General features: G+C 65.7%; 20 protein-coding genes. 11 read left to right on the top strand and 9 right to left on the bottom strand.

Features of this window, described 5'->3' with window-relative positions; genetic code table 11:
- Positions 1 to 36: 36 nt before the first annotated feature.
- Positions 37 to 372, bottom strand: a complete 336-nt coding sequence (locus tag ACZ48C_RS08505; protein WP_464782736.1) for a hypothetical protein — start codon at positions 370 to 372, stop codon at positions 37 to 39.
- Between the two features lie 270 nt (positions 373 to 642).
- Between ACZ48C_RS08505 and gor the strand changes: the two genes are divergently transcribed.
- The 3 genes from gor (at position 643) to ACZ48C_RS08490 (ending at position 4,069) form a co-directional block, all read left to right on the top strand.
- Complete coding sequence (gene gor, locus ACZ48C_RS08500) at positions 643 to 2,031, top strand: glutathione-disulfide reductase (RefSeq protein ID WP_464782735.1); 1,389 nt, start codon at positions 643 to 645, stop codon at positions 2,029 to 2,031.
- Positions 2,032 to 2,178: 147 nt separating this feature from the next.
- Positions 2,179 to 3,552 (top strand): class II 3-deoxy-7-phosphoheptulonate synthase, encoded by a 1,374-nt coding sequence (locus ACZ48C_RS08495; protein WP_464782734.1) that lies wholly within the window; start codon positions 2,179 to 2,181, stop codon positions 3,550 to 3,552.
- Positions 3,553 to 3,673: 121 nt separating this feature from the next.
- Positions 3,674 to 4,069, top strand: a complete 396-nt coding sequence (locus tag ACZ48C_RS08490) for a GFA family protein (protein WP_454635537.1) — start codon at positions 3,674 to 3,676, stop codon at positions 4,067 to 4,069.
- Positions 4,070 to 4,071: 2 nt separating this feature from the next.
- Here the strand turns inward: ACZ48C_RS08490 and ACZ48C_RS08485 are convergent, their stop codons facing one another.
- The 4 genes from ACZ48C_RS08485 to ACZ48C_RS08470 form a co-directional block, all read right to left on the bottom strand.
- Entirely contained in the window at positions 4,072 to 5,787 is a 1,716-nt protein-coding gene (locus ACZ48C_RS08485) for a pilus assembly protein TadG-related protein (RefSeq protein ID WP_464782733.1), read from the bottom strand.
- Position 5,788: 1 nt separating this feature from the next.
- Positions 5,789 to 6,211: a TadE/TadG family type IV pilus assembly protein gene (locus tag ACZ48C_RS08480; protein WP_245424795.1), complete on the bottom strand. Its 423-nt coding sequence runs from the start codon at positions 6,209 to 6,211 to the stop codon at positions 5,789 to 5,791.
- A gap of 144 nt (positions 6,212 to 6,355) precedes the next feature.
- The gene (locus ACZ48C_RS08475) at positions 6,356 to 6,886 is read right to left on the bottom strand and encodes a DUF1003 domain-containing protein (protein WP_464782732.1); all 531 of its coding nucleotides are present in this window, start codon (positions 6,884 to 6,886) and stop codon (positions 6,356 to 6,358) included.
- A gap of 56 nt (positions 6,887 to 6,942) precedes the next feature.
- On the bottom strand, positions 6,943 to 8,871 hold the full coding sequence (locus ACZ48C_RS08470) for an LTA synthase family protein (RefSeq protein WP_464782731.1): 1,929 nt from the start codon (positions 8,869 to 8,871) through the stop codon (positions 6,943 to 6,945).
- Between the two features lie 292 nt (positions 8,872 to 9,163).
- Here ACZ48C_RS08470 and ACZ48C_RS08465 point away from each other — a divergent pair, with 292 nt between their 5' ends.
- The gene (locus ACZ48C_RS08465; RefSeq protein WP_464782730.1) at positions 9,164 to 10,843 is read left to right on the top strand and encodes an NAD+ synthase; all 1,680 of its coding nucleotides are present in this window, start codon (positions 9,164 to 9,166) and stop codon (positions 10,841 to 10,843) included.
- Positions 10,844 to 11,076: 233 nt separating this feature from the next.
- A complete protein-coding gene (locus tag ACZ48C_RS08460; RefSeq protein WP_464782729.1) occupies positions 11,077 to 12,504 on the top strand; it encodes a diguanylate cyclase domain-containing protein in 1,428 nt (475 codons plus the stop codon).
- On the opposite strand, the gene ACZ48C_RS08455 is transcribed toward ACZ48C_RS08460, so the two are convergent.
- Positions 12,501 to 13,532 (bottom strand): LacI family DNA-binding transcriptional regulator, encoded by a 1,032-nt coding sequence (locus tag ACZ48C_RS08455; protein WP_464782728.1) that lies wholly within the window; start codon positions 13,530 to 13,532, stop codon positions 12,501 to 12,503. The genes ACZ48C_RS08460 and ACZ48C_RS08455 overlap by 4 nt on opposite strands.
- 199 nt (positions 13,533 to 13,731) lie before the next feature.
- Here ACZ48C_RS08455 and ACZ48C_RS08450 point away from each other — a divergent pair, with 199 nt between their 5' ends.
- Positions 13,732 to 14,550 carry an SDR family oxidoreductase gene (locus ACZ48C_RS08450; protein ID WP_454635542.1) on the top strand — a complete coding sequence of 273 codons (819 nt, stop codon included), beginning with the start codon at positions 13,732 to 13,734 and terminating at the stop codon, positions 14,548 to 14,550.
- A gap of 17 nt (positions 14,551 to 14,567) precedes the next feature.
- Here the strand turns inward: ACZ48C_RS08450 and ACZ48C_RS08445 are convergent, their stop codons facing one another.
- Positions 14,568 to 15,674 (bottom strand): DUF2865 domain-containing protein, encoded by a 1,107-nt coding sequence (locus ACZ48C_RS08445; RefSeq protein WP_464782727.1) that lies wholly within the window; start codon positions 15,672 to 15,674, stop codon positions 14,568 to 14,570.
- Between the two features lie 240 nt (positions 15,675 to 15,914).
- Here ACZ48C_RS08445 and ACZ48C_RS08440 point away from each other — a divergent pair, with 240 nt between their 5' ends.
- Positions 15,915 to 17,492, top strand: a complete 1,578-nt coding sequence (locus ACZ48C_RS08440; protein ID WP_464782726.1) for an ABC-F family ATP-binding cassette domain-containing protein — start codon at positions 15,915 to 15,917, stop codon at positions 17,490 to 17,492.
- A gap of 50 nt (positions 17,493 to 17,542) precedes the next feature.
- Here ACZ48C_RS08440 and ACZ48C_RS08435 read toward each other — a convergent pair whose 3' ends face one another.
- Positions 17,543 to 19,855 (bottom strand): NADP-dependent malic enzyme, encoded by a 2,313-nt coding sequence (locus ACZ48C_RS08435; protein WP_318912110.1) that lies wholly within the window; start codon positions 19,853 to 19,855, stop codon positions 17,543 to 17,545.
- 233 nt (positions 19,856 to 20,088) lie between these two features.
- On the opposite strand from ACZ48C_RS08435, the gene ACZ48C_RS08430 reads away from it, so the two are divergent.
- Both ACZ48C_RS08430 and ACZ48C_RS08425 read left to right on the top strand, forming a co-directional pair.
- On the top strand, positions 20,089 to 20,934 hold the full coding sequence (locus tag ACZ48C_RS08430) for a UDP-2,3-diacylglucosamine diphosphatase (RefSeq protein ID WP_313192986.1): 846 nt from the start codon (positions 20,089 to 20,091) through the stop codon (positions 20,932 to 20,934).
- A 314-nt stretch (positions 20,935 to 21,248) separates the two neighbouring features.
- Entirely contained in the window at positions 21,249 to 22,472 is a 1,224-nt protein-coding gene (locus ACZ48C_RS08425; RefSeq protein ID WP_119256211.1) for an MFS transporter, read from the top strand.
- Here ACZ48C_RS08425 and dgcA read toward each other — a convergent pair.
- Positions 22,442 to 23,425 (bottom strand): N-acetyl-D-Glu racemase DgcA, encoded by a 984-nt coding sequence (gene dgcA, locus ACZ48C_RS08420; RefSeq protein WP_464782725.1) that lies wholly within the window; start codon positions 23,423 to 23,425, stop codon positions 22,442 to 22,444. The two genes, ACZ48C_RS08425 and dgcA, sit on opposite strands and share 31 nt — an antisense overlap.
- A 95-nt stretch (positions 23,426 to 23,520) precedes the next feature.
- Here dgcA and ACZ48C_RS08415 point away from each other — a divergent pair, with 95 nt between their 5' ends.
- Complete coding sequence (locus ACZ48C_RS08415; protein WP_464782724.1) at positions 23,521 to 24,708, top strand: MlaE family lipid ABC transporter permease subunit; 1,188 nt, start codon at positions 23,521 to 23,523, stop codon at positions 24,706 to 24,708.
- Between the two features lie 8 nt (positions 24,709 to 24,716).
- Positions 24,717 to 25,499: an ABC transporter ATP-binding protein gene (locus tag ACZ48C_RS08410; RefSeq protein ID WP_245424796.1), complete on the top strand. Its 783-nt coding sequence runs from the start codon at positions 24,717 to 24,719 to the stop codon at positions 25,497 to 25,499.
- The last annotated feature ends 46 nt before the right edge of the window (positions 25,500 to 25,545 follow it).

Below are 25,545 nucleotides of genomic sequence, written 5' to 3'. Positions count from 1 at the left end.
TTTTCATATGCCTCGATGGCGACGGCCCGGCGCCGTCTATTCATGGATCGTATAGGAGCCGAGTTCGCACAGGTTCTGCGTGTCGGTCGTCGTATCCAAGGTGGAATCCTCCGAAAACTCGAAGCGCATGTCGTATTCGCAGACGTCGCGGCCATCCGCGATGGTGACTTCGATCGTCTCGCCGGGCTCGAGTACCTGGTCGCCGAACACATCCTCTTCCCACCGGTCCTCGCCGACCGGGGAGGTGTAGAAGGCGGTGAGCGTGGAATTGGTGCCGTTCCTTAGCTCGAAGACGAGGTCTTCGGCGGCCGCAGGGCCTGCCAGGAGGGCGAGTACGGCCGCGCAGGCCGCGATACGCAGGGGCTTTTTCATGATGATCATCCACTTGGACCACAATCGGTCGGGTATTTCCTAACGCCCCTTCGCCCCGGCGTAAATCGGGCATCCACGCCGCCCGGCCCAGCATTTGGGGCGGATTTTCCGGCAATGTAAAGCGACCGCAGCGGGCGTGGCGCTCAACCGGCGATCCGGCCTTTTCCTTTTGGGCGCGCTGTTCCTATATGTGTCGGACGCAGCGGGCGGATTCGCCTTCCGCGTCCTCAGACGGCCGTCCGGCCAGGCTTGCCCGCAGGAGATCGCGACATGACGACATTCGACTATGACCTCTTCGTCATCGGTGGAGGCTCCGGCGGCGTGCGCAGCGCGCGCCTTGCCGCCGCCATGGGCAAGAAGGTGGCGATCGCCGAGGAGTTCCGCTTCGGCGGCACTTGCGTCATCCGCGGCTGCGTGCCGAAGAAGCTCTATGTCTATGCCTCGCAGTTCCACGAGCATTTCGAGGATGCCGCCGGCTTCGGCTGGCAGGTCGGCGAAACGAAATTCGACTGGCCGGCGCTCGTTTCGGCCAAGGAGAAGGAGATTGCGCGCCTCGAAGGTCTCTATCGCAAAGGGCTGGAGAATGCCGGCGCGATCCTCCTCGCGACGCGTGCAGTGCTCGTCGGGCCGAACACGATCCGCCTCACCGCCACCGACGAGCTGGTGACGGCCGAGCGCATCCTGATCGCTGTCGGCGGTCATCCGACGCCGCATTTCGACCTGCCCGGCCATGATCTCTGCATCACCTCGAACGAGGCCTTCGACCTGCCGGCGCTGCCGAAATCCATCCTGATCGCGGGCGGCGGCTATATCGCCGTCGAATTCGCCAATATCTTCCACGGGCTCGGTGTCGAGACGACGCTGATCTATCGCGGCAGGCAGATACTCTCGCGCTTCGACCAGGACATGCGCCACGGCCTGCAGTCGGCGATGATCGGCAAGGGCATCCGCGTCATCTGCGAGGATATCATCACCAGCGTCGCCGAAGGCGAGGGAGGGCGCCGTGTCGTGAAGACCAAGACCGGCGAGACACTGACCGTCGACCAGGTGATGCTGGCGCTCGGCCGCGTGCCGAACACCGGCAGCCTCGGGCTGGAGACGGCGGGCGTCGCCATGAACGAGCGTGGCGCGATCATCGTGGATGAGCATTCGCGGACCAACGTTCCCGGCATCTTTGCGCTTGGCGACGTGACCGACCGCGTGCAGCTGACGCCGGTCGCGATCCATGAGGCCATGTGCTTCGTCGAGACGGAGTTCCGTGGCAATCCGGTCTCGCCGGACCATGATCTCATCGCGACCGCCGTGTTCTCGCAGCCCGAAATCGGCACGGTCGGGCTCAGCGAGGAGGAAGCAGCGAAGCGGTTCGACGATCTCGAAATCTACCGCGCCGAGTTCCGCCCGATGAAGGCGACGCTTTCCGGCCGGCAGGAAAAGACGATCATGAAGCTCGTCGTCAATGCCTCCGACCGAAAGGTGGTGGGCGCGCATATCCTCGGCCACGAGGCGGGCGAGATGGCGCAGCTTCTTGGCATCTCGCTGAAGGCTGGTGTCACCAAGGACGACTTCGACCGCACCATGGCGGTGCATCCGACGGCGTCGGAGGAACTGGTGACGATGTACCAGCCAAGCTACCGCGTCAGGAACGGCCAACGGGTCTGACGGCGGTTGCCACATCTGGCGCATTTGGGACAGTCGATCGCTAGAACTCCCGCTATGCAAGAACCATCTATCGGTTTATAAGCCCGCATCGTTAAAACGGAGGGGCGTTCCAGGCTTGTTGGGAGCGCTTCAGGACAGGTGAGTATCATGGCACAGAATTGGACGCCGAGCAGCTGGCGGCAGAAGCCCATCCAGCAGGTTCCGGATTATCCCGATCTCGCCGCATTGGCGGCGACCGAAGAGCGCCTCGCGAAGTTTCCGCCGCTCGTCTTCGCCGGTGAGGCACGCCGCCTCAAGACCGCGCTTGCGAACGTGGCCGAAGGCAAGGGCTTCCTGCTTCAGGGCGGCGATTGCGCCGAAAGCTTCGCCGAGCACGGTGCCGATACGATCCGCGACTTCTTCCGCGCCTTCCTCCAGATGGCCGTGGTGCTGACCTTCGGCGCCCAGCTTCCGGTGGTCAAGGTCGGCCGCATCGCCGGCCAGTTCGCCAAGCCGCGTTCCTCGGGCATCGAGAAGCAGGGCGATGTATCGCTGCCCTCCTACCGCGGCGATATCATCAACGGCATCGAGTTCACGGAAGAGGCCCGCGTGCCGAACCCGGAACGCCAGATCATGGCCTACCGCCAGTCCGCCGCGACGCTGAACCTCCTGCGCGCTTTCGCCATGGGCGGCTATGCCAACCTGGAGAACGTCAACCAGTGGATGCTCGGCTTCGTCAAAGACAGCCCGCAAGCCGAGCGCTACCGGAAGCTCGCCGACCGGATTTCCGAGACCATGGACTTCATGAAGGCCATCGGCATCACCTCGGAGAACCACGCGAACCTGCGCGAGACGGATTTCTTCACCAGCCATGAGGCGCTGCTGCTCGGTTACGAGCAGGCGCTGACCCGCGTCGATTCGACCTCGGGCGACTGGTACGCGACGTCCGGCCACATGATCTGGATCGGCGACCGCACCCGCCAGGCCGACCATGCGCATATCGAATATTGCCGCGGCATCAAGAACCCGATCGGCCTCAAGTGCGGTCCGTCGCTGACGAGCGACGGCCTCCTGGAGCTCATCGATCTCCTCAACCCGCAGAACGAGGCCGGTCGCCTGACGCTGATCTGCCGCTTCGGCCACGACAAGGTCGCGGAGAACCTGCCGCGCCTCATCCGCGCCGTCGAGCGGGAAGGCAAGAAGGTCATCTGGTCCTGCGACCCGATGCATGGCAACACGATCACGCTCAATAACTACAAGACCCGCCCCTTCGAGCGGATCCTGTCGGAAGTGGAGAGCTTCTTCCAGATCCATCGCGCCGAAGGCACGCATCCGGGCGGCATCCATATCGAGATGACCGGCAACGACGTGACGGAATGCACGGGCGGCGCACGGGCGCTTTCGGGCGCGGACCTTGGCGACCGCTACCACACGCATTGCGACCCGCGCCTCAACGCCGACCAGGCGCTGGAGCTCGCCTTCCTTCTTGCCGAGCGCATGAAGGGCGGCCGCGACGAGAAGCGGATGGTCGTGAACGGCTGATCGCCTTCCGTTCACGCTTCGGTTCCGTCAATGAGCGGGGCTGATGCATGCATTCAGGAATGTGAATTTGACAGGACCGGGCCGGCTGGCAAAGCTGGCCCGGTTTTCGTTTGGGGGGAATATGAGCGAGGAACATCGGGGACATTGCCTCTGCGGCGCGGTGCGTTTCCGCACGCAGGGAGACCTCAGCAAGATCGTCGCCTGCCATTGCAGCCAGTGCCGGCGGCAGACCGGGAATTTCTACGCCGCGGTCAATGTGCGCGACGAGAAGCTGACGGTGGAAGGATCGGAGAACGTCGCCTGGTATCGTGCAAGCGACCGGGCCGGCCGGGGCTTCTGCCGGACCTGCGGCTCCGCCCTGTTCTGGAAAGGCGACGGTTCCAACTATACCTCGGTCATGGCCGGCGCCTTCGACAGGCCGACAGGGTTTTCCATCGGCGTGCACATCTATTGCGCCGACAAGGGCGACTATTACGAGATTACCGACGGCGCGCCGCAATTCCCGCAGGGCGGGTAAGCCTATTGCACGAGGGCGGGGCGCTGGCAGGCGACGCCCGTCACGCGGATATCCGCTTCCCCGATCTTCACGCCGACGGCAAGCAGCAGATTGTACAGCAGTTCGTCCAGCGCCGGCGTCACCGCGCCGAGCGTCGAGGCGAGCGCCTGCGTGACGAGCGAGGTGCTGAGCCCGAGATTGAGCAACTTGATGTTGATCTCGACCTCGAGCTTTCCGAGCAGGCTCTGGATGGTGGAGGTGAGCGTATCGCGTGTCGAGGTGGATTTCGTCGCCTTGGCGGCGATCTCCGTCGGGGTGAAGGTGAGGCGGTCCTTCGTAAGGTTCTTGGCCTCGGCATGCGCCAGCGCGTCGATGCTGAGGAGCAGGGCATCGACGATCCGGGCTTTCTGCACCCGGGGCTCGTCGGAAAAATCGGCGAGCACGGACGGGTCCACCTTGCCGATGGCGATCTCCGCCACGCCCGCCACGGCATCGACTGCGACATTGGCATTGGACGGCGAGCCGCCGAGGCAGCGGATATCGGCGAGCTTTGCCTCGGACGCGGCGACCTCGACATAGAGCGGCAGCTTGATCCGAAGGCCCGCCAGCGCGGCAAGCCCGTCGACGCCGACCTCGACCGCAAGCCGCGTCTGGGCGCTGCGCACGGCGCTGCCCGGTGCGCCCAGACGGTGGGAGGGCGTTTCGACCGGCGGTTCGCCGATGGCGAGCGCGACGGTCACCGAGGCGAGGCCCGGAATGGCAAGGCCGGTGTCGAGCGCCACCTGGTTCTTGCCGTTGGCCAGGGCCGCGGCGGCGGTGATGATCTGCAGGGCGTTGACGGACATCGCCCAGTCGCCGCCCGTCGCCACGGCTATGCCCTTCTTCGGATCGATGTTGAGGATGCGGGCGAGGGGGAGCTTCACCTTGCTGCCCGACGTCGCCGTCTCTATGGCGTGGAGGGCGGAGCGGACAGGGCCGGAAAGCCCCTCGACGGCGCGCATGGAGGCGAGAAGCTGCGGCATGGTGATGCCGGCATTCAGCACGTCCTCATAGGTGCCGGCCGTCAGGTTCAATTGCGTGGCGACCGCCTTCAGGAAAGGTTGTACCGAAAGGTCCGTGTCGACCAACGCGCGGTAGTCCATCACCTTGAGCGAGAGTTTCGTGCCGAGGAGCTTGCCGAGTAGCGCGTTGAGGATACCCTCGTTGAGGCTGGCAAGGCGTGTGCCGATGGAAAAGGCGGCGACCTTGGTGCGCGAGGCCGAGCCCGTTGCCGAAAGCAGCGGCGACTTCGGCATGAAGACAGAGGCGACGAAGAGGTCGGCGGGGCGGGACAGCGTCACCCGTGCGGCGTCGGCATCGGCCGTCGCCGGCTTGAAGCGGTCCTCGGGCGGAATGTCGGGATCGGCGACGTAGCGGCCGCGCTCGACCGTCGCGGTGGTGACGGCGGCCTTGAGGCCGACCGGCGTTACGGCGGGGATCGTCACGCCGTTCGTGCCAGTGACGGAAGCCGGCAGGTGGTTGAGCGCGAAATAGGTCGCGGCGGCCTTTTCCGCCTCCGCCACGTTGGAGGCGGCGGCGATCGCGGCAAGGTCCGCGGAGGACTGCAACTGCCGGCGCTGCACGGTGAGGTAGCCGTAGTCCACGCCCAGCGCCAGCGAGAAGATCATCAGGGGCAGGCTCGCCGCCGCGAGTATGCCGATATTGCCGCAACGGTCCTGGAGCAGGCGGGGAGGCTTCATCTCACATCCCCCCGATGCGCACGGTGGCGTAGCGCTGAATCTCTTCCTTCGGCAGCGCGAAGGTGAAGAGCTTCCAGATCGGCAGGTCGCTGGAATCGTAGGTGATGGTGACGGTGAACTGGTCCGGATTGCCCGGATCGTCCGTGACGAGCACCTTCATCTTCGTGCGGTTGATGAAGGAATAGTCGAGGCGGGATGCATCGAGGTAGCGGTTGACGAGCGTGACACGCTCGGTCGGGTTGAGCCCGGCAACCGCCGTGCGGGCGGCATCGGCGGCGATCTGCTGCACGGAATGCGTGACGGAAAGGTAGATGCCGTAGGCGATCAGCGTGAACAGCGCGAGGAAGAAGAGCGGGGCGATGATCGCGAATTCCAGCGCCGATGTGCCGGCGCGATCCTTCGACAGGCGGGACAAGGCGTGCACGACATCTCCTCCTTCGGATTGTGTGACGGCATGGCATTCCCCGCATCCCTGATGTGGATGCACGTTTATCGTGCGCCGAGAATCTTAATTTCTCCTATAGATTGATTTGTGTGAATCCCGCCTATTTCTGGTTGTGGCGGGTTGTCACCCCCGTTGGTGCAGCACGTCGTGCAGCCGCAGGATTTCCATCTTCAGCGCGGCGATCTCCTCGATGAAATGGGTGTCGATCTTGTGATGCAGCGCCATGAGCTCGATCTCGGCCTTGAGGTTCACCTCGTAATCCTTGGTGGCCTCAAAGCGGTCGCGGGCTGCCTGCCGGTTCTGCGACATCATGATGATCGGAGCCTGGAGGGCGGCGAGCATGGAAAGCACGAGGTTGAGGAAGATGAAGGGGTAGGGATCGAAGGCATCCTTCGTCAGCAGCAGCGTATTGGCGATCGTCCAGACGACGAGGAAGGCGAGGAAGCCGATGATGAAGGTCCAGGAGCCGCCGATGCGGGCGATGGCGTCGGCGATGCGCTCGCCGACCGATTGCTTCGCCTCGTAGGCGATGTTGCGGTCTTCCGAAAGAATGCGGCCCTCGCGGGAGTGCAGCAGCACGTCGCGCTCGGTCTCGTCGAGCTGGTCGGCGGGCTTGCCGAAGAGGATCTGGGCTGCGTCGTCGAAGGGTCTCATGGCCGGGCTCCGGAAGCGGGAATCGGAGCCCTAGCCTAGCCTTATTCCGGCGAAAATCAGTAGCCTGCTGCCATCAGTTCCGCATGGGAGTCAAAGAAGCGTTCGAGGCCGTACTGCTTGCCGAACATGATGTCGTGCTGCAGGAAGCGGAAGTCGCGCACCAGCGGGTCGAGCGTCTTCTTGCGCGCCCAATCGGGCGTGGCGTTGCCCTTGGCGTCGATCAGCATGTAGCGGTCGATGACGCGCAGCTTGTCGTGCACCGCGCCGAGGAAGCCGGTGTAGTAGGGGTGCTCGTAGCCCGCTTCCTTGAGGATGTAGTAGGAGAGGAATGCCGGGCTGATCGTGCCCACTTCCTTCTCCACGCCGGTCTTGTTCGACCAGATGACGAGCGGGGTCTCGTGCTCCTTCTTCATCTGCTCGGCCGAGCCCTTGCGCGAGGCGGTGATGCCCTGCATGTAGCCGGATGTCTTGTAGACCGTGTTGAGCGGCGGCAGGTGGTCGCCGAAGACGACGATGATCGTCTCGCGGTCGCGTTCCTTCGCCCAGTCCATCAGCATCTTGAGGCTCTGGTCGGCTTCCTTCACGCCCTGGGCGTAGCTTGCCAGCATGCGGTTCTCGCGGGCGTCGAGCTTGCCGTCGATGGCGATGTCGGTCTTCTTGTAGCGGCCGTCGTCATAGGGGCCGTGGCCCTGCAGCGTGACGGCGAAGAAGAAGAACGGGTTTTCCTGCGCGTCCGCCTGGCGGATGATTTCCTTCGTCAGCGCCTCGTCCGAGGTGAAGTTGCCGCGCTTTGCCAGCGGCGGCATCTGGTCGACGTCCTTGAAAGCCTCGAAGCCGAAGGCCTTGTAGACGCTGGTGCGGTTCCAGAACCAGCCGGAGAACGGATGGATGGCGCGTGCCGTATAGCCTTCCGCGCGGAAGAACGTGGCGAGCGAGGGGATCGGCTTGCGCACATATTGCTGGTAGGGGATGCTGCCGGTCGGCAGGAAGGCGTTGGAGAAGCCCGTCAGCGCCTCGAATTCCACATTGGCCGTCAGGCCGCCGAATTCCGGCGAGAAGACGTTGCCGCTGGCGTTTTCGCGGATGACCGGCATCGGATCGGGCGAAAGCTTGACGTTCTGAAGGCGCGTCGGATCCCAGAGGGACTCGCTCATCACCACGATGACGTCCGGCTTGGAGCGATGCGTCGTGCCGGCCGGCAGGGGCTTGGACGGAATCTTGTCGATGGCGTCGATCATGTAGCCGGCAGGCGCCTGCACGTTCGCCATCGGCAGGTTGATCGCGAAGGCCATGACGAAGCCGTTATGGCGGTAGTTCTCCGCCTGGTCCCACATGATCGGGAAGACCTTCAGCCGGTCGCGCACCCAGGAGAAGTCGTTGTAGTCCATGATGGACACGAAGCCGGCAAGCAGCGGCAGCGTGACGGCAAGGCGCGTCAGGCGCTCCTTCCTGGTCAGCGGGCGGAAGCGGCGCCAGGCGAAGATCCAGAGTGCGATGAGGCCGGCGACCGCGGCGAGGACGGCAAGCGCAAGGCCCGCGGCGGTCCACGGGCGGTCCTGCACCAGCACGGGCATCAGTTCGAGGATCTGGCGGCCGAAAAGCAGGTCGGTCGGATAGAGCGGGTCGGTGAGGAACACCTGCTTCTGCTGCGAGATGACGCCCATCAGCACGACGAGCGGGGAGACCAGCAGCACGGCCTTGTGCTGGCGGCCGATCAGCGCGTCGATGGCAAGATAGAGCAGGAAGAACATGCCGGCGGTCGTCCAGCCGGGCTGCTGGAGATTGGTCAGATAGGCATAGGTCTGCCCGAGCGAGCCACGCGTGATGAGTTCGACGACGACGACGGTGGCAAGCGCCAGGAGAAACGAGACGGCCAGCGAGCGCAGAACCGCCAGCGCCTTGGCATGGCGCGCGAAAAAGCCTGCCTCTGCGGCGGAAATCTCGGTGGCTTCGATTGCCACGGCTGCGGAAGTGAACAGGGCCACGGCCTTCTCCGGGTGTCATAAAACTTTCGTGTATCTGTCATACGGATGTCATCTTGAACAGAACATGAATGGCTTGCCCAACGTTTCCGGCGTGCTTTGGTTCCTTCTGTTGCATTGCGGCAATGGTCGCGAACCCCCTGAAAAACGACGGATTTTGCCGAAATCGAATGCAAACCGGCCGCCGTTCATTCCCAAAACGCCAGCCATGCTCTAAAGAGCGTATCGACCGTCCGTCGTTTCCTTAGGCATCGCGCGGGAAAGGCGGACACGAGCAGGAGACGGGTCCGCAGACATGACTTCCGAGACTGAAAAGACCACGCTGCGCATCGCTGTCGCGCAATTGAACCCGACGGTCGGCGACATTGCCGGTAATCTCGCCAAGGCGCGCGCCGCCCGCGAGGATGCGGCCCGGCAGGGCGCCGATCTCCTGCTCCTGACGGAACTCTTCATCTCCGGCTATCCGCCGGAGGACCTCGTGCTGAAGCCAGCCTTCCTGAAGTCCTGCCGCCGGGCGATCGACGACCTTGCCGCCGATACGGCGAAGGGCGGTCCCGGCGTCGTCATCGGTTTTCCGCGCCAGGACGAGACCGGGCGATACAATGCCGTCGCCGTGCTCGACGGCGGCAAGGTGATCGCGGTGCGCGACAAGGTGGACCTGCCGAACTACGGCGAGTTCGACGAGAAGCGCGTCTTCGATCAGGGCGCCATGCCCGGTCCGGTCAATTTCCGCGGCGTGCGGCTTGGCATTCCGATCTGCGAGGATATCTGGGGCGATCTCGGCGTCTGCGAGACGCTGGCCGAGAGCGGCGCGGAAATCCTGCTGTCGCCGAACGGCTCGCCCTATTATCGCGGCAAGGTGGACATGCGCCATCAGGTCGCCCTGAAACAGGTGATCGAGACCGGCCTGCCGCTTCTCTACGCCAACCAGCTCGGCGGGCAGGACGAACTCGTCTTCGACGGCGCGAGCTTCGCCTTCAACGCGGACAAGACGCTCGCCTTCCAGATGAGCCAGTTCGAGGAGACGATCGCGCTCACCACCTGGAAGAAGCACGGCGCTGGCTGGGTCTGCGATGGCGGGCCGATGTCGCGCATTCCCGAGCGGGAGGAGGCGGATTATCGCGCGTGCCTCCTCGGCTTCCGCGACTACGTCAACAAGAACGGCTTCAAGAATGTCGTGCTCGGCCTTTCCGGCGGCATCGACTCGGCGATCTGCGCGGCCATCGCCGTGGATGCGCTCGGCGAGGAGCGGGTGCGCTGCGTCATGCTGCCCTACCGCTATACCTCGAAGGACTCGCTGAAGGACGCGGCCGATTGCGCGAAGGCGCTCGGCTGCCGCTACGACATCGTGCCGATCGAGGCGCCGGTGAGCGGCTTCCTCTCTTCGCTCTCCGAGCTTTTCGAGGGGACGGACGAGGGGATCACCGAGGAGAACCTCCAGAGCCGCGCCCGCGGCACGATCCTCATGGCGATCTCCAACAAGTTCGGCTCGATGGTCGTCACGACCGGCAACAAGTCGGAAATGTCGGTCGGCTACGCCACGCTCTACGGCGATATGAACGGCGGCTTCAATCCCATCAAGGACCTCTACAAGATGCAGGTCTACGGCCTGTCGCGCTGGCGCAACGGGCATGTGCCGCCGGGTGCGCTTGGCCCCTCGGGCGAGGTCATTCCGCACAACATCATCGACAAGGCTCCGTCCGCGGAACTGCGGCCCAACCAGACCGACCAGGATTCGCTGCCGCCCTATCCGGTGCTTGACGACATCCTCGAATGCCTCGTCGAGATGGAGATGAGCACGGAGGAGATCGTCGCGCGCGGCCACGACGCGGCGACTGTCCACCGCATCGAGCATCTGCTCTACATCGCCGAATACAAGCGCCGCCAGTCCGCGCCGGGCGTGAAGATCACCCGCAAGAATTTCGGCCGCGACCGCCGCTACCCGATCACCAACCGGTACCGTGACCGGGGGTAGTGCCGTGTATCGGCAAGCGCGCGCTGAAGAAGGTTGTCGATAACGGGCAGCCTTCCGTTGCGGTCGTGGGTTAAGCTTTCGCTCACCAGCCTGTTTAAGCGAATTTTGCCGTCTGTCCGCTAGCCTTCCCCCAACAATCCGGAAAACCGGATGGCCGGACAGGGGAAATGATGGCGGGCAGGGCGGAAAAGGGGCGGGCGAGGCGACGGCGCGGTGTCGGGACGGCAATCCGGATGACGGCCGTCTTGATTGTCGTTCTGTTCGGCGCCGCCAACTATCTCGTCCTCGACCATGCCATCGACCGGTCCGACAGCTTCGTCATCGAGACCGAGCGCACGCTGGTCCGCAACGAGTTCAGCCACCAGATCGATCAGGTGGTGCAGTATCAGAGCCAGCTTTCCTTCTGGGACAAGACTTTCAGGGAACTGGCGAACGGCATGCCCGGCGAGGCTTTCGTGCATGACCAGATCCGCGACTGGATGTGGTCGGACTTCGGCTTCTCATGGATGATCTTCGCCTCGCCGGATGGGGAAAAGGTTCTCGGCGTGCATCGCGGCGAGAAGGTCTCGGACCGCAAGGCCCGCGAGAAGCTGCAATGGGTGAGCGATCTCACCCGCAAGGCCGAGCGGGCCTACCGCAATGCGCTTTCGCCCGATCGGGGCGGCTGGCAGGTTGCCCCCGCAAAGGAGGATCCAGACCTTCTGACACCGGCGCTGCCGCAGATCCACGTCACCGGCATGCGGCTCATCGAGGGCACGATGAGCATCGTCGTCGTGCAGGCGGTCGTTCCGAAGACGCTCTATATCCCGGCAGGGCGTCTGCAGCCCACCCTGCTCGTCACGGTCAAGCCGATCTCGCAGAAGATGCTGGCCGATGCTGAACGGCGGCTCGGCGTGCATGGCCTTGCCTTCGTTCCCATCGTCAGCGTGGAGCCCGGGTTGGCGATGACGTCTGTCGGTGCCGATGCCTATAATCCCATGGTCGCCTCGTGGCGTCCGAACATGCCGGGCTCCTTCGTCTGGCACTCGGCGTTGCCGCAGATCGCGCTGTTCGTGCTGGTCTTTGCCGGCGTGATGCTTTTCGGTGCGGCCCGCTTTGCCGCTCTCGTCCGGGCGCTGCAACGCAGCGAGGAGAAGAATGCCTTTCTCGCCCGGCACGATCCGCTGACAGGGCTGAGGAACCGCAGCGGCTTCGACGAGGACCTGCTTCACGCCGAGGGCGCGGGCAAGGGCTTTTCCATCCTCTCCATCGACCTCGACCGGTTCAAGGCGGTCAACGACCGGCATGGCCATGTGGCGGGCGATATCGTGCTGCAGGCCGTCGCCCGTCGCTTTTCCGACCGGGTCGGCGGGCAGGGCTGCGTGGCGCGGCTCGGCGGCGACGAATTCTGCGTGCTGCTGGCTGGCGAGCATGACCGCGAAAGCCTTCTGGCGCTGGCCGGCAACCTCGTGCTCGATACGCAGTTGCCCATCGCCTATGGCGCCCATCTGCTGCTGATCGGCGGCAGTGCCGGCATCGCGCAGTTCCCGGTCCATGGCGGAACCGTTCACGATGTCATGGTGAAGGCCGACGCCGCGCTCTATGCGGCCAAGAACGCCGGCCGTAACCGCGCCGTCCATGCCGGCGACATCGAGAACGTCGCGAGCACGCACGCCGCCTAGCGGATGAGGTCGGCCGGGATATTGAAGGGCGTCACCACTTCGACGGCCGAGAGCCGCGCCGGGCCGCCGGCCTGCCGCGGGCGCTTTCGGGCAAGCACCGCCTCGAAGACCCGCCGCGCATCCGTGCGCAGGTCGTGGTGCAGCACAAAGGAAAGCTTTCCCGCCCGCAGGAGATCGAGATTTTCGGCATCGAGGTCATGCGCGACATAGATCCGGCAGGGTCTTGCCGCCGTCTCGAAGGCCGAGAGCACGGCGCGGTTTCCGCCGCCGATGGAATAGACACCGGCAATGTCCGGGTGCCTTGCGAGGGCCGCGGCGACGAGGGCGCCGGTCGCCGTATCGCGGCCGAAGCCCTCGCTGACCTCGACGATGCCGAGTTCGGGATAGCGCTCGCGCATCAGTCGGCGAAAGCCGATCTCGCGCTCCTCCTCGCCGCGGAAGCGGTTGGAACTGAGCGTGACGAGGATATGGAGCCTTTCGCCCTTCAGCCGCTCGCCGATGAGATAGGCCGCCGTTTCGCCGGCGGCGCGGTTGTCCGCGCCGGCATAGGCGGTGCGCGGCGTGTTGGGCAGGTCCGTCACCAGCGTGACGACGGGGATTCCCGCCGCCTCCAGCCGGGCGACCGCGCCGGCCACTTCCGGCACGTCCGCCGCCTTGAGCGCGACGCCGTCGGTGCCGCGCAGGCGGATGCGGTCGAGCATCTGTGCCATGTCCGCCGGGCGGATGAGATCGGCGAAATGGAAGCGCGCGCGGAAAACGGCGGCGGCGAATGTTGCCGCCTCGCTTTCGAAGGCGCGGCGCACCGCGCTGGTGAAGCGATCCGGTGCCTCCATGACCACGTCGATGCCATGCAGGCGGGCGGGACTGTCCTGCGCCGCCGCCTGGCGTTCCAGCTCGATGATGGCCGCATGTACGCGCGCCGCCGTCTGCCGGCGCACGCCCGGGCGGCCGTTCAGCACGCGGTCGACCGTCGCCGTGCTGAGGCCGGCCTGGAAGGCGATGTCCTTGACGAGGAAGGGATGGGCCATGGCGTTCCTGATGGATTTTTGATGGTTTCCCGATCTATCGCGGATCGGGGCAGGCCGTATAGTTCCCGTTCGATATCGCATGCTGCCGAATATCCGCTTTTCGAAGGAAAGCCTTCCGAAACAGATGGATGGCCGTCACGGCTGAGAAAAAGAGTCAATGGGAAACGGCCTCGCGATAAGGCCTGGATGGAGGAATGCAATGAGCGATGGTGCACGACTCGACGGCAGGATCGCCGTCGTCACGGGGGGAACGCAGGGGCTCGGCGCGACGATCGCCCGGCTTTTCGCCGAGCGCGGCGCGGCCGGCCTCGTCATCTGCGGCCGCAACGCGGCCAAGGGCGAGGCGAAGGCGCGGGAGATTTCGGACGCGACGGGCGTGAAGACTGTCTATGTGCAGGCGGATCTCGAAAAGGTCGACGATGCCCGTGCGGTGATCGCCGCCGCGGACAAGGCTTTCGGGCGCATCGACGCGCTGGTCAATGCCGCCGCCCTCACGGATCGCGGCACGATCCTCGATACGAGCCCGGAACTCTTCGACAGGATGTTCGCCGTCAATGTGCGCGCGCCATTCTTCCTGATGCAGGAGGCGATCAAGGTGATGCGGCGCGAGAGGATCGAGGGCACGATCGTCAATATCGGTTCCATGTCCGCCAAGGCGGGCCAGCCCTTCATCTCGGCCTATTGCGCCTCCAAGGGTGCGCTGGAGACGCTGACGAAGAACACGGCCTATGCCGTGCTGCGCAACCGCATCCGCGTCAACGGCCTCAATATCGGCTGGATGGCCTCGGAGGGCGAAGACCGCATCCAGCGCGAATATCACGGTGCGGCGGAGGACTGGCTGGCGAAGGCGGCGGCGGCCCAGCCGTTCGGCCGGCTCGTCGATCCGGCGGAAGTGGCGCGGGCCTGCGCCTATCTCTCCTCGGCGGAATCCGGCCTGATGACGGGTTCGGTCATCTGCTTCGACCAGTCGATCTGGGGCGCCTATGACGGCTCGCCCCATCCCGAAGCGCCGCTCTGAGCGGCCGGCCGCCGGCGTCAGTTGACGTCGGCGTCGGCCGGGCGGCCGAGGTCGATGGCTGTGGAGTTTTCCGGCAGGAAGACCGGGCCGACGGTGCGCACCTTGCTTTTGGCGGGATCGTAGTCGCGTTCCTCGACGGCGACCGGTGGCTTTTCGGCGACCGTTTCCTTTTTCGGCAGGGTGCGGATTGTGGTGACGGAGCCGTTCTCGCCGCCGTCCGCTTCACCGGTGCCGGCGGTCGTGCCGTTGCCTTCGGCCGCCTTCTCGCGCCTGATCATCTCCTGATAATAGGCCGAGAGATTGCAGCCGCAATCGCCGGGTCTGGAGAGGTCGCGCGTGCGGTAGGCGAAGGCGTTCTGCAATTCGTAATAGGGGCGCCCGGTGACCGTCGAGGTCATCTGGTCGGTTTCCTGGCCGCTCGACATCGACTGGTAGAAGAGCTCCGTCGGCGTCTGCGGGCACATCATCTCGCAGACCTTCTGGTCGCGGCGGAAGTCGAGGGGTGTCGCGCCCGAGGAGATCGGGAAGAAGCCGCCGTCGCAGGTGCGCACGCAGACGGTGCGCAGGTTTCCATGGCCTGAGCTGCCGCCGAGCGAGCGCAGTTCCAGCCGCTCGCTGCCCTCCGGCGCCGTGCCGAGCGGCAGGGTGCGGGTGTCGTCGAGCGTGCGCAGGGGCTCGGTCGCGGCGACCGGCATGATTTCCGGCTCGTCGTTGCAGCCATTGGCCTCCAGGGCCGCAAGCAGGCGGTTTCGCTTGCCTGAAGATGACACGCCGCCGGCAAACTCCCGCCGCTTGCCGTCGAGCACCTGGATATTCTGCTCCATGCGGCCGATGACGGAGGCGAGCGTCGCGCAGGCATCGGCATTCGGTCCGCCGATCACGATGATGCTGCCGCTGGAGCAGCGCAGGCGCCGCTGGTCGCTCTTCGCCTTGCGCAACTGGATGTTCTGCCGGGCGATCGCACTGGCATATTTGCGGGCGCTCGCCGTGTCGACGACGACCTTCGGCAGGTTCGCAAGCTCGGCCCGGATACCCTCGCACACGCCCGCCGCCGCCGTGCCGCCCGAAAGGATGAGCGGCAGGCCGGTGAGAGCGGCGAAAAGAAGACGGGCGCGTGCCTTCACGTCGATCGATCCCTGAATGCCTGAATTTCTTGGGCCTGAAGGCCGTTTTCGAGGCTTCATCATAGGCCGCGCGGAGGGGAGCGCAACGTTCTCCCGCATTTGTGATTAACGGGCCTGCCTTGCAACCGCCGCCGCCGGGCCCTAGATATCGGCCATCGTCAATGCCGACCGGATGGTGCGCCATGGAATTCGACCCGACCGCAAACCGACTTCGTTTTGTCCTCGGGGAACTCCGTATCCATGCCGCATTCCATCACACTTTCGAAAATCACGTGGTCGACGCCTGACGGGCACACGCTTCTTTCCGACCTCGACCTGACCTTCGGTTCCGAGCGCGCCGGCCTTGTCGGCCGCAACGGCGTCGGCAAGACGACGCTGCTGAAGCTCGTCACCGGCGATCTTGCGCCGCAATCCGGCTCAGTCACGGTCGAGGGCACGCTCGGCCTCCTGCGCCAGAGCGTGCAAATCGCGCCGGACGAAACGGTTGCCGATCTCTTCGGCATTGCCGAAGCGCTCGACCTTCTAGCGCGCGCCGAGCGCGGCGAGGCGAGCGCCGAGGCGCTTGCCGGGGCCGACTGGACGCTGGAGGCCCGCCTTGCCGCCGCGCTCGCCCGCGTCGGGCTGGAGGCAGAGGCGGGAACGCCGCTGGCCGCGCTTTCCGGCGGGCAGGGGACGCGGGCGGCGCTTGCCGCCCTCATCTTCCGCGAGCCGGATTTCCTGCTGCTCGACGAGCCGACCAACAATCTCGACCGCGACGGGCGGCGGGCGGTCATCGACATGCTCGCCGGCTGGCGGGCGGGCGCCATCGTTGTCAGCCACGACCGCGAACTTCTCGACACCATGGACGCCATCGTCGAGCTGACAGGCCTCGGCGCGACGCGCTACGGCGGCAACTGGAGCGCCTATCGCGCGCGAAAGGCGCTGGAGCTCGCGGCCGCGCATCGCGACCTTGCTGACGCGGAAAAGCACGCGGCCGATATCGCGCGCACAGCGCAGGCCGTCGCCGAGCGCAAGGCACGCAAGGACAGCGCCGGGCGCCGCAAGAAGGCGCGCGGCGACATTCCGCGCATCATGCTGGGCGCGATGAAGGAGCGGAGTGAGCTGACGAGCGGCGCGAATGCGCGGCTTGCCGAAAGCCGGCAGGCGCAGGCGGCCGAGGCGGTGACGACGGCGCGCGAGCGCATCGAAACCCTCCAGCCGCTCACCGTCTCCGTGCCGCCGACGCATCTTCCCGCAAGCCGGACGGTGTTGCGCATGGAGGGCGTGACGGCCGGCTACCTGCCGGAACGGCCGGTGATCCGCGACCTTTCCTTTGCGATGACCGGGCCGGAGCGGGTCGCGGTGACGGGGCCGAACGGCTCCGGCAAGACGACGTTCCTCGCACTCGTCACCGGACAGTTGCAGCCTTGGCAGGGGAGCGTGCGCCTTTTCACCGACGCCGCGATGCTGGACCAGCGCGTCAGCCTGCTCGACCCGGCGCTGTCGATCCGTGACAACTTCCGGCGCATCAATCCCGAGGCCGACGAGAATGCCTGCCGTGCGGCGCTGGCGCGCTTCATGTTCCGGGCGGATGCGGCCTTGCAGGTCGCCGGAAGCCTGAGCGGTGGGCAGATGCTACGCGCCGGCCTTGCCGCCGTGCTGGGCGGGACCAGGCCGCCGGCGCTCCTCATCCTCGACGAGCCGACGAACCATCTGGACATCGATTCCATCGAGGCGGTGGAGGCGGGGTTGCGATCCTATGACGGCGCGCTGCTGGTGGTCAGCCACGATGAGCCGTTCCTGCAAGCTATCGATATCACGCGCCGGCTGGAACTCTGAACGAAAACGGCCGCCGGAAGGCGGCCGTTTCATAAGGCGGATGGCGCGGCTCAGGCCGGATTGGAGGCTTCCACCACGGCGAGGGCGGCCATGTTGACGACGCCGCGCGAGGTGACGGACGGCGAGAGGATGTGGGCGGGCATGGCCGCGCCGAGCAGGATCGGGCCGACATGCAGGCTGTCCGTCATCGTCTTCACCACGCCGAGCGTGATGTTGGCGGCGTCGAGGTTCGGGAAGACCAGCAGGTTGGCCTCGCCGGTGAGCGTCGAATCCGGCATGACGCGCTGGCGCAGCACCTCGGAGATCGCCGAATCGCCGTGCATTTCGCCATCGGCTTCCAGCGTCGGGTCCACCTCGCGGACGATCTCCATCGCCTTGCGCATCTTGAAGCTGCTATTCGAATCCCGCGAACCGAAATTGGAATGCGAGACGAGGGCGGCACGCGGCGTGATGCCGAAGCGGCGGATTTCCTGCGCGGCCATGACGGTCATCTGCGCGACCTCCTCGGCCGTCGGGTCCATCGTCACATAGGTGTCGGTGAAGAAGGTGGCGCCGCGCTGCGAGATGAGCAGGCTGAGCGCGGAGAAGTCGAGCACGCCTTCCTTCTTGCCGATGATCTGGCTGACGTCGCGCAGGTGCTTGGCGTAGCGGCCTTCGACGCCGCAGATCAGCGCATCGGCCTCGCCGCGCTTGACGGCGAGCGCGCCGATGACCGTCTGGTTGGTGCGAACGATGGTGCGGGCGGCCTCCGGGATCACGCCGCGGCGGCCGACGATGCGGAAATAGTCGTCGACATAGTCACGGTAGCGCGGATCGTCTTCCGGGTTGACCACGGCGAAATCGGTGTTCGGGCGGATGCGCAGGCCGTAGCGGTTGAGGCGCGCCTCGATGATCTGCGGACGGCCGATGAGGATCGGCTTGGCGATCTCCTCTTCCAGCAGCACCTGGGCGGCGCGCAGCACGCGCTCGTCCTCGCCCTCGGCGAAGATCACGCGCTTCTTCTCGGCCTTCCTCGCGGCGGCGAAGATCGGCTTCATGATGAAGCCGGAGCGCCAGACGAAGCGGTTGAGCTGGTCGAGATAGGCGTCGAAATCGGTGATCGGCCGCGAAGCGACGCCGGTTTCGGCCGCGGCGCGCGCGACGGCCGGCGCGATGCGCAGGATGAGGCGCTGGTCGAAGGGCGAGGGGATCAGGTAGTTCGGGCCGAAGCTCGGCGTATCGCCGGAATAGGCGCGGGCGGCAACGTCGGACACTTCCTCACGGGCGAGCGCGGCGATGGCCCGCACGGCCGCCATCTTCATCTCCTCGTTGATCGTGCGCGCGCCGCAATCGAGCGCGCCGCGGAAGATGTAGGGGAAGCAGAGGACGTTGTTGACCTGGTTGGGGAAGTCGGAGCGGCCGGTGCAGATCATCGCGTCGGGACGGGCGGCGCGCGCCTCCTCCGGCATGATCTCCGGCTTCGGGTTGGCGAGCGCCATGATCAGCGGCTTTTCCGCCATGCGCACGAGAAGCTCCGGCTTCAGCACGCCGGCGGCCGAAAGGCCGAGGAAGACGTCGGCGCCGTCGATGGTCTCGGAAAGCTGGCGCTTGTCCGTCTCCTGCGCGTAGACGGCCTTCCACTGGTCCATCAGTTCTTCGCGGCCCTTGTAGACGACGCCCTCGATGTCGTGGACCCAGATGTTCTCGACTTTCGCGCCGAGGGCGACGAGCTGGTTGAGGCAGGCGAGCGCGGCAGCGCCAGCGCCGGAAGCGACGATCTTGGCGTCGGGCAGCGACTTGCCGGCGAGCTCCAGGCCGTTCAGGACGGCGGCCGCGACGATGATCGCCGTGCCGTGCTGGTCGTCGTGGAAAACGGGAATGTCCATCTTCTCGCGGAGCTGGCGCTCCACCTCGAAGCATTCCGGCGCCTTGATGTCTTCCAGGTTGATGCCGCCGAAGGTCGGCTCCAGCGCGGAGACGACATCGACCATCTCCCCGACGGTCGGCGCGTCGATCTCGATGTCGAAGACGTCGATGCCGGCGAATTTCTTGAAGAGGACGGCCTTGCCCTCCATCACCGGCTTGGAGGCGAGGGGGCCGATATTGCCGAGGCCGAGCACGGCCGTGCCGTTGGAGACAACCGCGACGAGGTTGGCGCGGGCGGTGTAGTCGGCGGCGGTGTTCGGATCGTCGCGGATCGCAAGACACGGCGCTGCGACGCCCGGCGAATAGGCGAGCGCGAGGTCGCGCTGGTTGCCGAGCGGCTTGGTCGGGTTGATCTCCAGCTTGCCGGGACGCGGATGACGGTGGAAGAAGAGGGCCTGCTGGTCAATGTCGCCGCTTGCGGGGCCGTCCTGCGTCCTCGATTTATCAGCCGTGCTCATGATGCGTCCTGCCATATGCTGTTTTCGTCGCGGTTTCTCGGGGGCGAAGCCGCCGCAACGGTAAGTTTCCGGAGTCTTCCATAAAGCCGCAATCGCCGGCCTGTGCAATGCCTATTTGCTGCCGGAAAAGGCATAGGTGTGTCATCAATCTGAAACAGGAGTCTGGTTTTCAACGGGAGGAAAGCCGCCCGTCCGAAGAGGATCGCGGCGGCCGGCCACCCGGAGACAGACGCATGACCGCGACCCCCGTCGACCCCAATGTCCGCCACTTCCGCACGCTGTTCATCTCGGACGTGCATCTCGGATCGAAGGCCGCCAAGGCGGACTTCCTGATCGACTTCCTGCGGCATCACGAAGCGGAGACCATCGTGCTCGTCGGCGACATCGTCGACGGCTGGCGCCTCAAGCGCAACTGGTACTGGCCGCAGGCCTTCAACGACGTGACGCAGAAGCTCCTGCGCAAGGCCCGCAAGGGCACCCGCATCGTCTATATTCCCGGCAACCACGACGAATTCCTGCGCGACTTCCCCGGCACGCATTTCGGCGGCGTCGAGGTGGCCGAGCGTATCATCCACGAGGCCGCCGACGGTCGGCGCTACCTCGTGCTGCACGGCGACGAGTTCGACGTGGTGGTGCGCCATGCCCGCGTCGTCGCCTATCTCGGCGACTGGGCCTATGACGCGGCCATCGCGATCAACGTCGTCTTCGCCGCCATCCGCCGCCGGCTGGGGCTGCCCTACTGGTCCTTCTCCTCCTGGGCCAAGCAGCAGGTGAAGACGGCCGTGAACTTCATCGGCGAATTCCAGAGGGTCGTCGTCGAGGAGGCGCGCCGCAACGATGCGGATGGCGTCATCTGCGGCCATATCCACCATGCCGTGATCACCGAGATCGACGGCATCCGCTACATCAACAGCGGCGACTGGGTGGAAAGCTGCACGGCCATCGCCGAGCACCACGACGGCCGGATGGAGCTGATCACCTGGCAGCAGATGGCCGCAGCCCCCGTCGAGGTCCTGCCGGTCTCGCGCCAGATGCCCGCCATCGAGGTGCGGGAGCCGGCCGGCGTGGAGGCTGCGTAGGGGGATTTTCGTTAGGGCAATCTTTGGGGCTTGCCCCTCACCCTAACCCTCTCCCCGCAGGCGGGGAGAGGGAACTTGCCCCAAGCGACGTTGGGGGAAATTGGGGAAACCGGTGCGGCATATCCCTTCGCCCCGCTTGCGGGGAGAAGGTGGCCGGCAGGCCGGATGAGGGGCGCGGCGTACACCGTGAAAGCCGCTCTCGCGGGGAGGCGCCGCCTCGCAGAATTATCCGCCGCCGCCCGCAGAAATAGCGGATTGGCGTACGTATATCGGCGTGATAGAGCGGAGGGCGTTCCAACGCAGGTTCCCCGCCAATGACTGCCCCTTCCGGGTTTACCGTGACCGCCGGCGCGCCGCCGTATTTTGCCGCGCGCATCGCCCTCGTCTTTTGCGCGCCGATGATGGTCAACGGCATTGCGCTGCCGTTCTTCCCGGTCTGGCTCGAAACCCTGTCGATGAACGATTTCCAGATCGGCATCGTGCTCGCCCTGCCGATGTTCGTGCGCGTCTTCACCGCGCCCGCGGCGGGTGTCATTGCGGACCGGATCGGCGAGCGCTCGGTCGTGCTCATGTGGTCGGGCGTGTTGTCGCTGGCGACGGCGCTCCTGTTCTTCGGCGTGCACGGCTTCTGGCCGGTACTCCTGCTCTATACGCTGCAATGCGCGGTCTATTCGCCCTATGTACCGATCACCGACGCCATCGCGCTTTCGGGCGTGCGGCGCTGGAATTTCGACTACAGCCGGATGCGGCTGTGGGGCTCGCTCGCCTTCATCGTAGCGACGATGATCGGCGGCTGGCTTGCCGGGCTCTACGGGGGGGCGATGGTGCTGCCGGCGATGGCCGCGGCCTTCGCGCTGACGGTGGTGGGGGCGGTGATCGTGCCGAAGATCGGCCGGCCGCGCCGTCCGTCCCCCATCGCGGCGATCGCCACCATGCCGGCGGCGCGCACGCTCCGGCAGCGCGACGTGCAGCTCATGCTGATCGGCGTTTCACTGGTCAATGCGAGCCATGCCATGCTCTATGCCTTCTCGGTGATCTACTGGCGCAAGAAGGGCTTCAGCGGCACGGATATCGGCCTTCTCTGGAGCGTCGGCGTCCTTGCCGAGGTGATCCTCTTCGCCTGCGCCGTCCGGCTGCGGCGGCGTTTCAATCTCTGGTCCATGATGATCTTCGGTTGTTCGGCCGCGGTCGGGCGCTGGCTGGTCTTTCCGCTCGAGATGCCGTTCGCCGGCTATTTCGTGCTGCAATGCCTGCATGCCTTCACCTTCGCGCTCCTGCATGTCAGCGTGCAGAGCCGCATGGTCGAGCGCGTGGCGGAGGAGCAGGAGGCGGCGGCGCAGGGGCTTTATTTCTTCTACACCGGCATCTTCATGGCGGCGGCCACCTTCATCTCCGGCTATGCCTTCAACTGGTATGGCGTCGACGGGTTCTATCTGATGTCCGTCATCGCGGCGGCGGGACTCGTCTGCGTCGTCGCAGGGCGATTCGCCGCGCCGCGCCTGGGCGATCAGCCCCAGAGCGTGGCTTCCGGCGGATAGACGTTCGAGCCCTCGTAGTGAAGGCCGGGTTCCCGGTCGCGGGCCAGCAGCAGCGGGCCGTCTAGATCGACGAAATCGGCGCCCTGTGCCAAAAGCACCGCCGGGGCCATGCCGAGCGACGTGCCGACCATGCAGCCCACCATGATCTTCAATCCATGGTCGCGCGCGGCCTGTCTGAGGGCTAGCGCCTCCGTCAGCCCGCCGGTCTTGTCGAGCTTGATGTTGACCGCGTCGTAGCGGTCGGCGAGCGCCGCCACGTCCTGCGTGCGGTGCACGCTCTCATCGGCGCAGACCGGGATGGGGCGCGCATGGTCGCGAAGCGCCGAATCGCCTCCAGCGGGAAGCGGCTGCTCGACGAGGGCGATGCGCGCCTCGGCGCAGAGCGCGAAATGATGGGCGAGGTTTTCCGGCGTCCAGCCCTCGTTGGCGTCGAGGATGATGGCGCTTTCCGGCGCGCCGGTGCGCACCGCGCGGATGCGGGCGGCATCGTCCGGCGTGCCGACCTTGACCTTCAGCAGCGGCCGCCAGGCATGTTCGGCCGCCTGGCGCTGCATCGCCTCCGGCTCGCCGAGCGAGAGCGTATAGGCCGTGACGAGCTTTTGCGGAGCGGCGGTATCGATGACCTGCCAGGTCGGCACGCCGGAGAGTTTGGCTTCGAGGTCCCAGAGCGCGCAGTCGAGGGCGTTGCGCGCCGCGCCTGCGGGCATGGCGCGGGCGAGGTCCTCCCGGCCCATGCCGTCCTCGATAGCGCCGCGCATCGCCTCGATGGCGTCGAGCACGCCGGCGACCGATTCGCCGTAGCGGGCATAGGGCACGCATTCGCCGCGGCCGGAAAGGCCCGAGGCGCCTATCGCGCAGGTCACCACCTCGGCCGTCGTCTTCGCGCCGCGCGAAATGGTGAAGGCCCCGGCAATGGGGAAGCTTTCGGTTTGGGCGAGGAGTGTGCGGCGCATGGGCAATCCTGACAGGGCAGAAAATTTCAGGGCGGAGTGAGGCTTTCGGCGGTTCGTTCGGTGACAGATGGCCGGCGAGCCGGTAAGACAGGCGCATGTTGTCCCAAGCACGGGAAGATGCAAGAGACTTGACCGCCGCCGCCAGCCCCACAGCCGAAATCTCGACCGAGCGCCTGCCGGACAATGGCGGGGAGATCTGGCGTCTCTCCGGCCCCTGGATCAACACGACCGCCGTCGCCGCCGGCAAGCGGCTCGAGAAGGTCGCGAGCGGCGCGGGCGGGACGCTCGAAATCGACCTCAGCGCGGTGGAGGAGATGGATACGGCCGGCGCCTGGCTGCTGCGCCGCGCCATCACCGCGCGGCAGGCCAAGGGGGGTGAGGTCAGCGTCAGCGACCATAAGGGCACGCGCTATGCCGACCTGATATCCGCCCTGCCGGAAACGCTCGCCGAGCCCGGCGAGGACAAGCGCCCGCCCGGTACCCTGTTCGAGCGCCTGTTCACGCCGGTCGGCAAGATCATGTACAATCTCTGGGACGATGCCGTCGCGGCGATGTTCATCCTCGGCTCGGCGGTGCGCGGCGCGCAGCTCAAGCTCGGCCGCAGGAGCGGCGTATCGCCGGCCGCCATCGTGAACCAGATCGACCATATGGGCGTGCGCGCCGTGCCGATCATCCTCCTGATGTCCTTCCTCATCGGGGCGATCATCGCGCAGCAGGGTGCTTTCCAGCTCCGCTATTTCGGCGCGGAAGTCTTCGTGGTCGACCTCGTCGGTATCCTCCAGCTCCGCGAGATCGGCGTGCTCTTGACGGCGATCATGATCGCCGGCCGCTCCGGCAGTGCCATCACGGCCGAAATCGGCTCGATGAAGATGCGCGAGGAGATCGACGCGCTGAAGGTTATGGGCCTCAGCCCTATCGGCGTGCTCGTCTTCCCGAGGCTGGTGGCGCTGACCGTCGCGCTGCCGCTCCTGACGATCATCGCGAACTTCGCGGCCCTTGCGGGCGCGGCGGTCGTCGCCTGGGCTTATTCCGGCATCACCTTCGACACGTTCCAGTCGCGCCTGCGCGAGGCGATCGACCTTTCGACCATCGTCTCGGGCATGATCAAGGCGCCGTTCATGGCCCTCATCATCGGCATCGTCGCCTCCGTGGAGGGCCTGAAGGTCGGCGGCAGCGCCGAATCGCTCGGCCGGCACGTCACCGCCTCGGTAGTGAAGGCGATCTTCGTCGTCATCCTGGTCGACGGGTTGTTCGCCATGTTCTACGCCGCTATCAATTTCTAGGGATGCCCATGGATCCGGCAAAACAGGACGACGTGGTGCTCTCGGTCAAGGACCTGACCGTTGGTTTCGGCAGCAACATCGTCCTCGACAGGCTCAACCTCGACATCTATCGCGGAGAAATCCTCGGCTTCGTCGGCGCGTCGGGCACCGGCAAGTCGGTGCTGATGCGCACCGTGCTGCGCCTCCTGCCGCGCCGTTCGGGCAATATCCGCATCTTCGGCACGGACTTCGACAAGGCATCGGAAGCCCAGAGGCTGGCGCTCGACATGAAGCTCGGCGTCCTCTTCCAGCAGGGCGCGCTATTCTCTTCGCTGACGGTGAAGGAGAATATCCAGGTGCCGATGCGCGAATATCTCGACCTGCCGCAGGCGATGATGGACGAGCTGGCGCGCCTCAAGATCGAGCTGGTCGGCCTTGCGCCCGAGGCAGCGGACAAGTTCCCTTCCGAGCTTTCCGGCGGCATGATCAAGCGCGCGGCGCTGGCCCGCGCGCTTGCGCTCGATCCGGCACTGGTCTTCCTCGACGAGCCGACCTCGGGCCTCGACCCCATCGGCGCGGCGGAATTCGACGAGTTGATCGCCAAACTGCGCGACACTCTTGGCCTCACCGTGTATATGGTGACTCACGACCTCGACAGCCTGTTTTCGGTATGCGACCGCATCGCCGTGCTCGGGCAGAAGAAGGTTCTGGTCGAAGGCACGATCGAGGACATGCTGGCCTTCGACGATCCGTGGGTGCAGTCCTATTTCCGGGGCAAGCGGGCACGGTCGATCGTGCGGAAGCAGGAATAACGGGACCTTTCGGCCCCGGCGAATAGAATTGCGGCAGGATGGACGC

This window comes from Shinella sp. 1A1 (assembly GCF_055379515.1).
The sequence above is the reverse complement of the archived record's forward strand: the minus strand, read 5'-3'. Positions and strand labels throughout refer to the sequence as shown.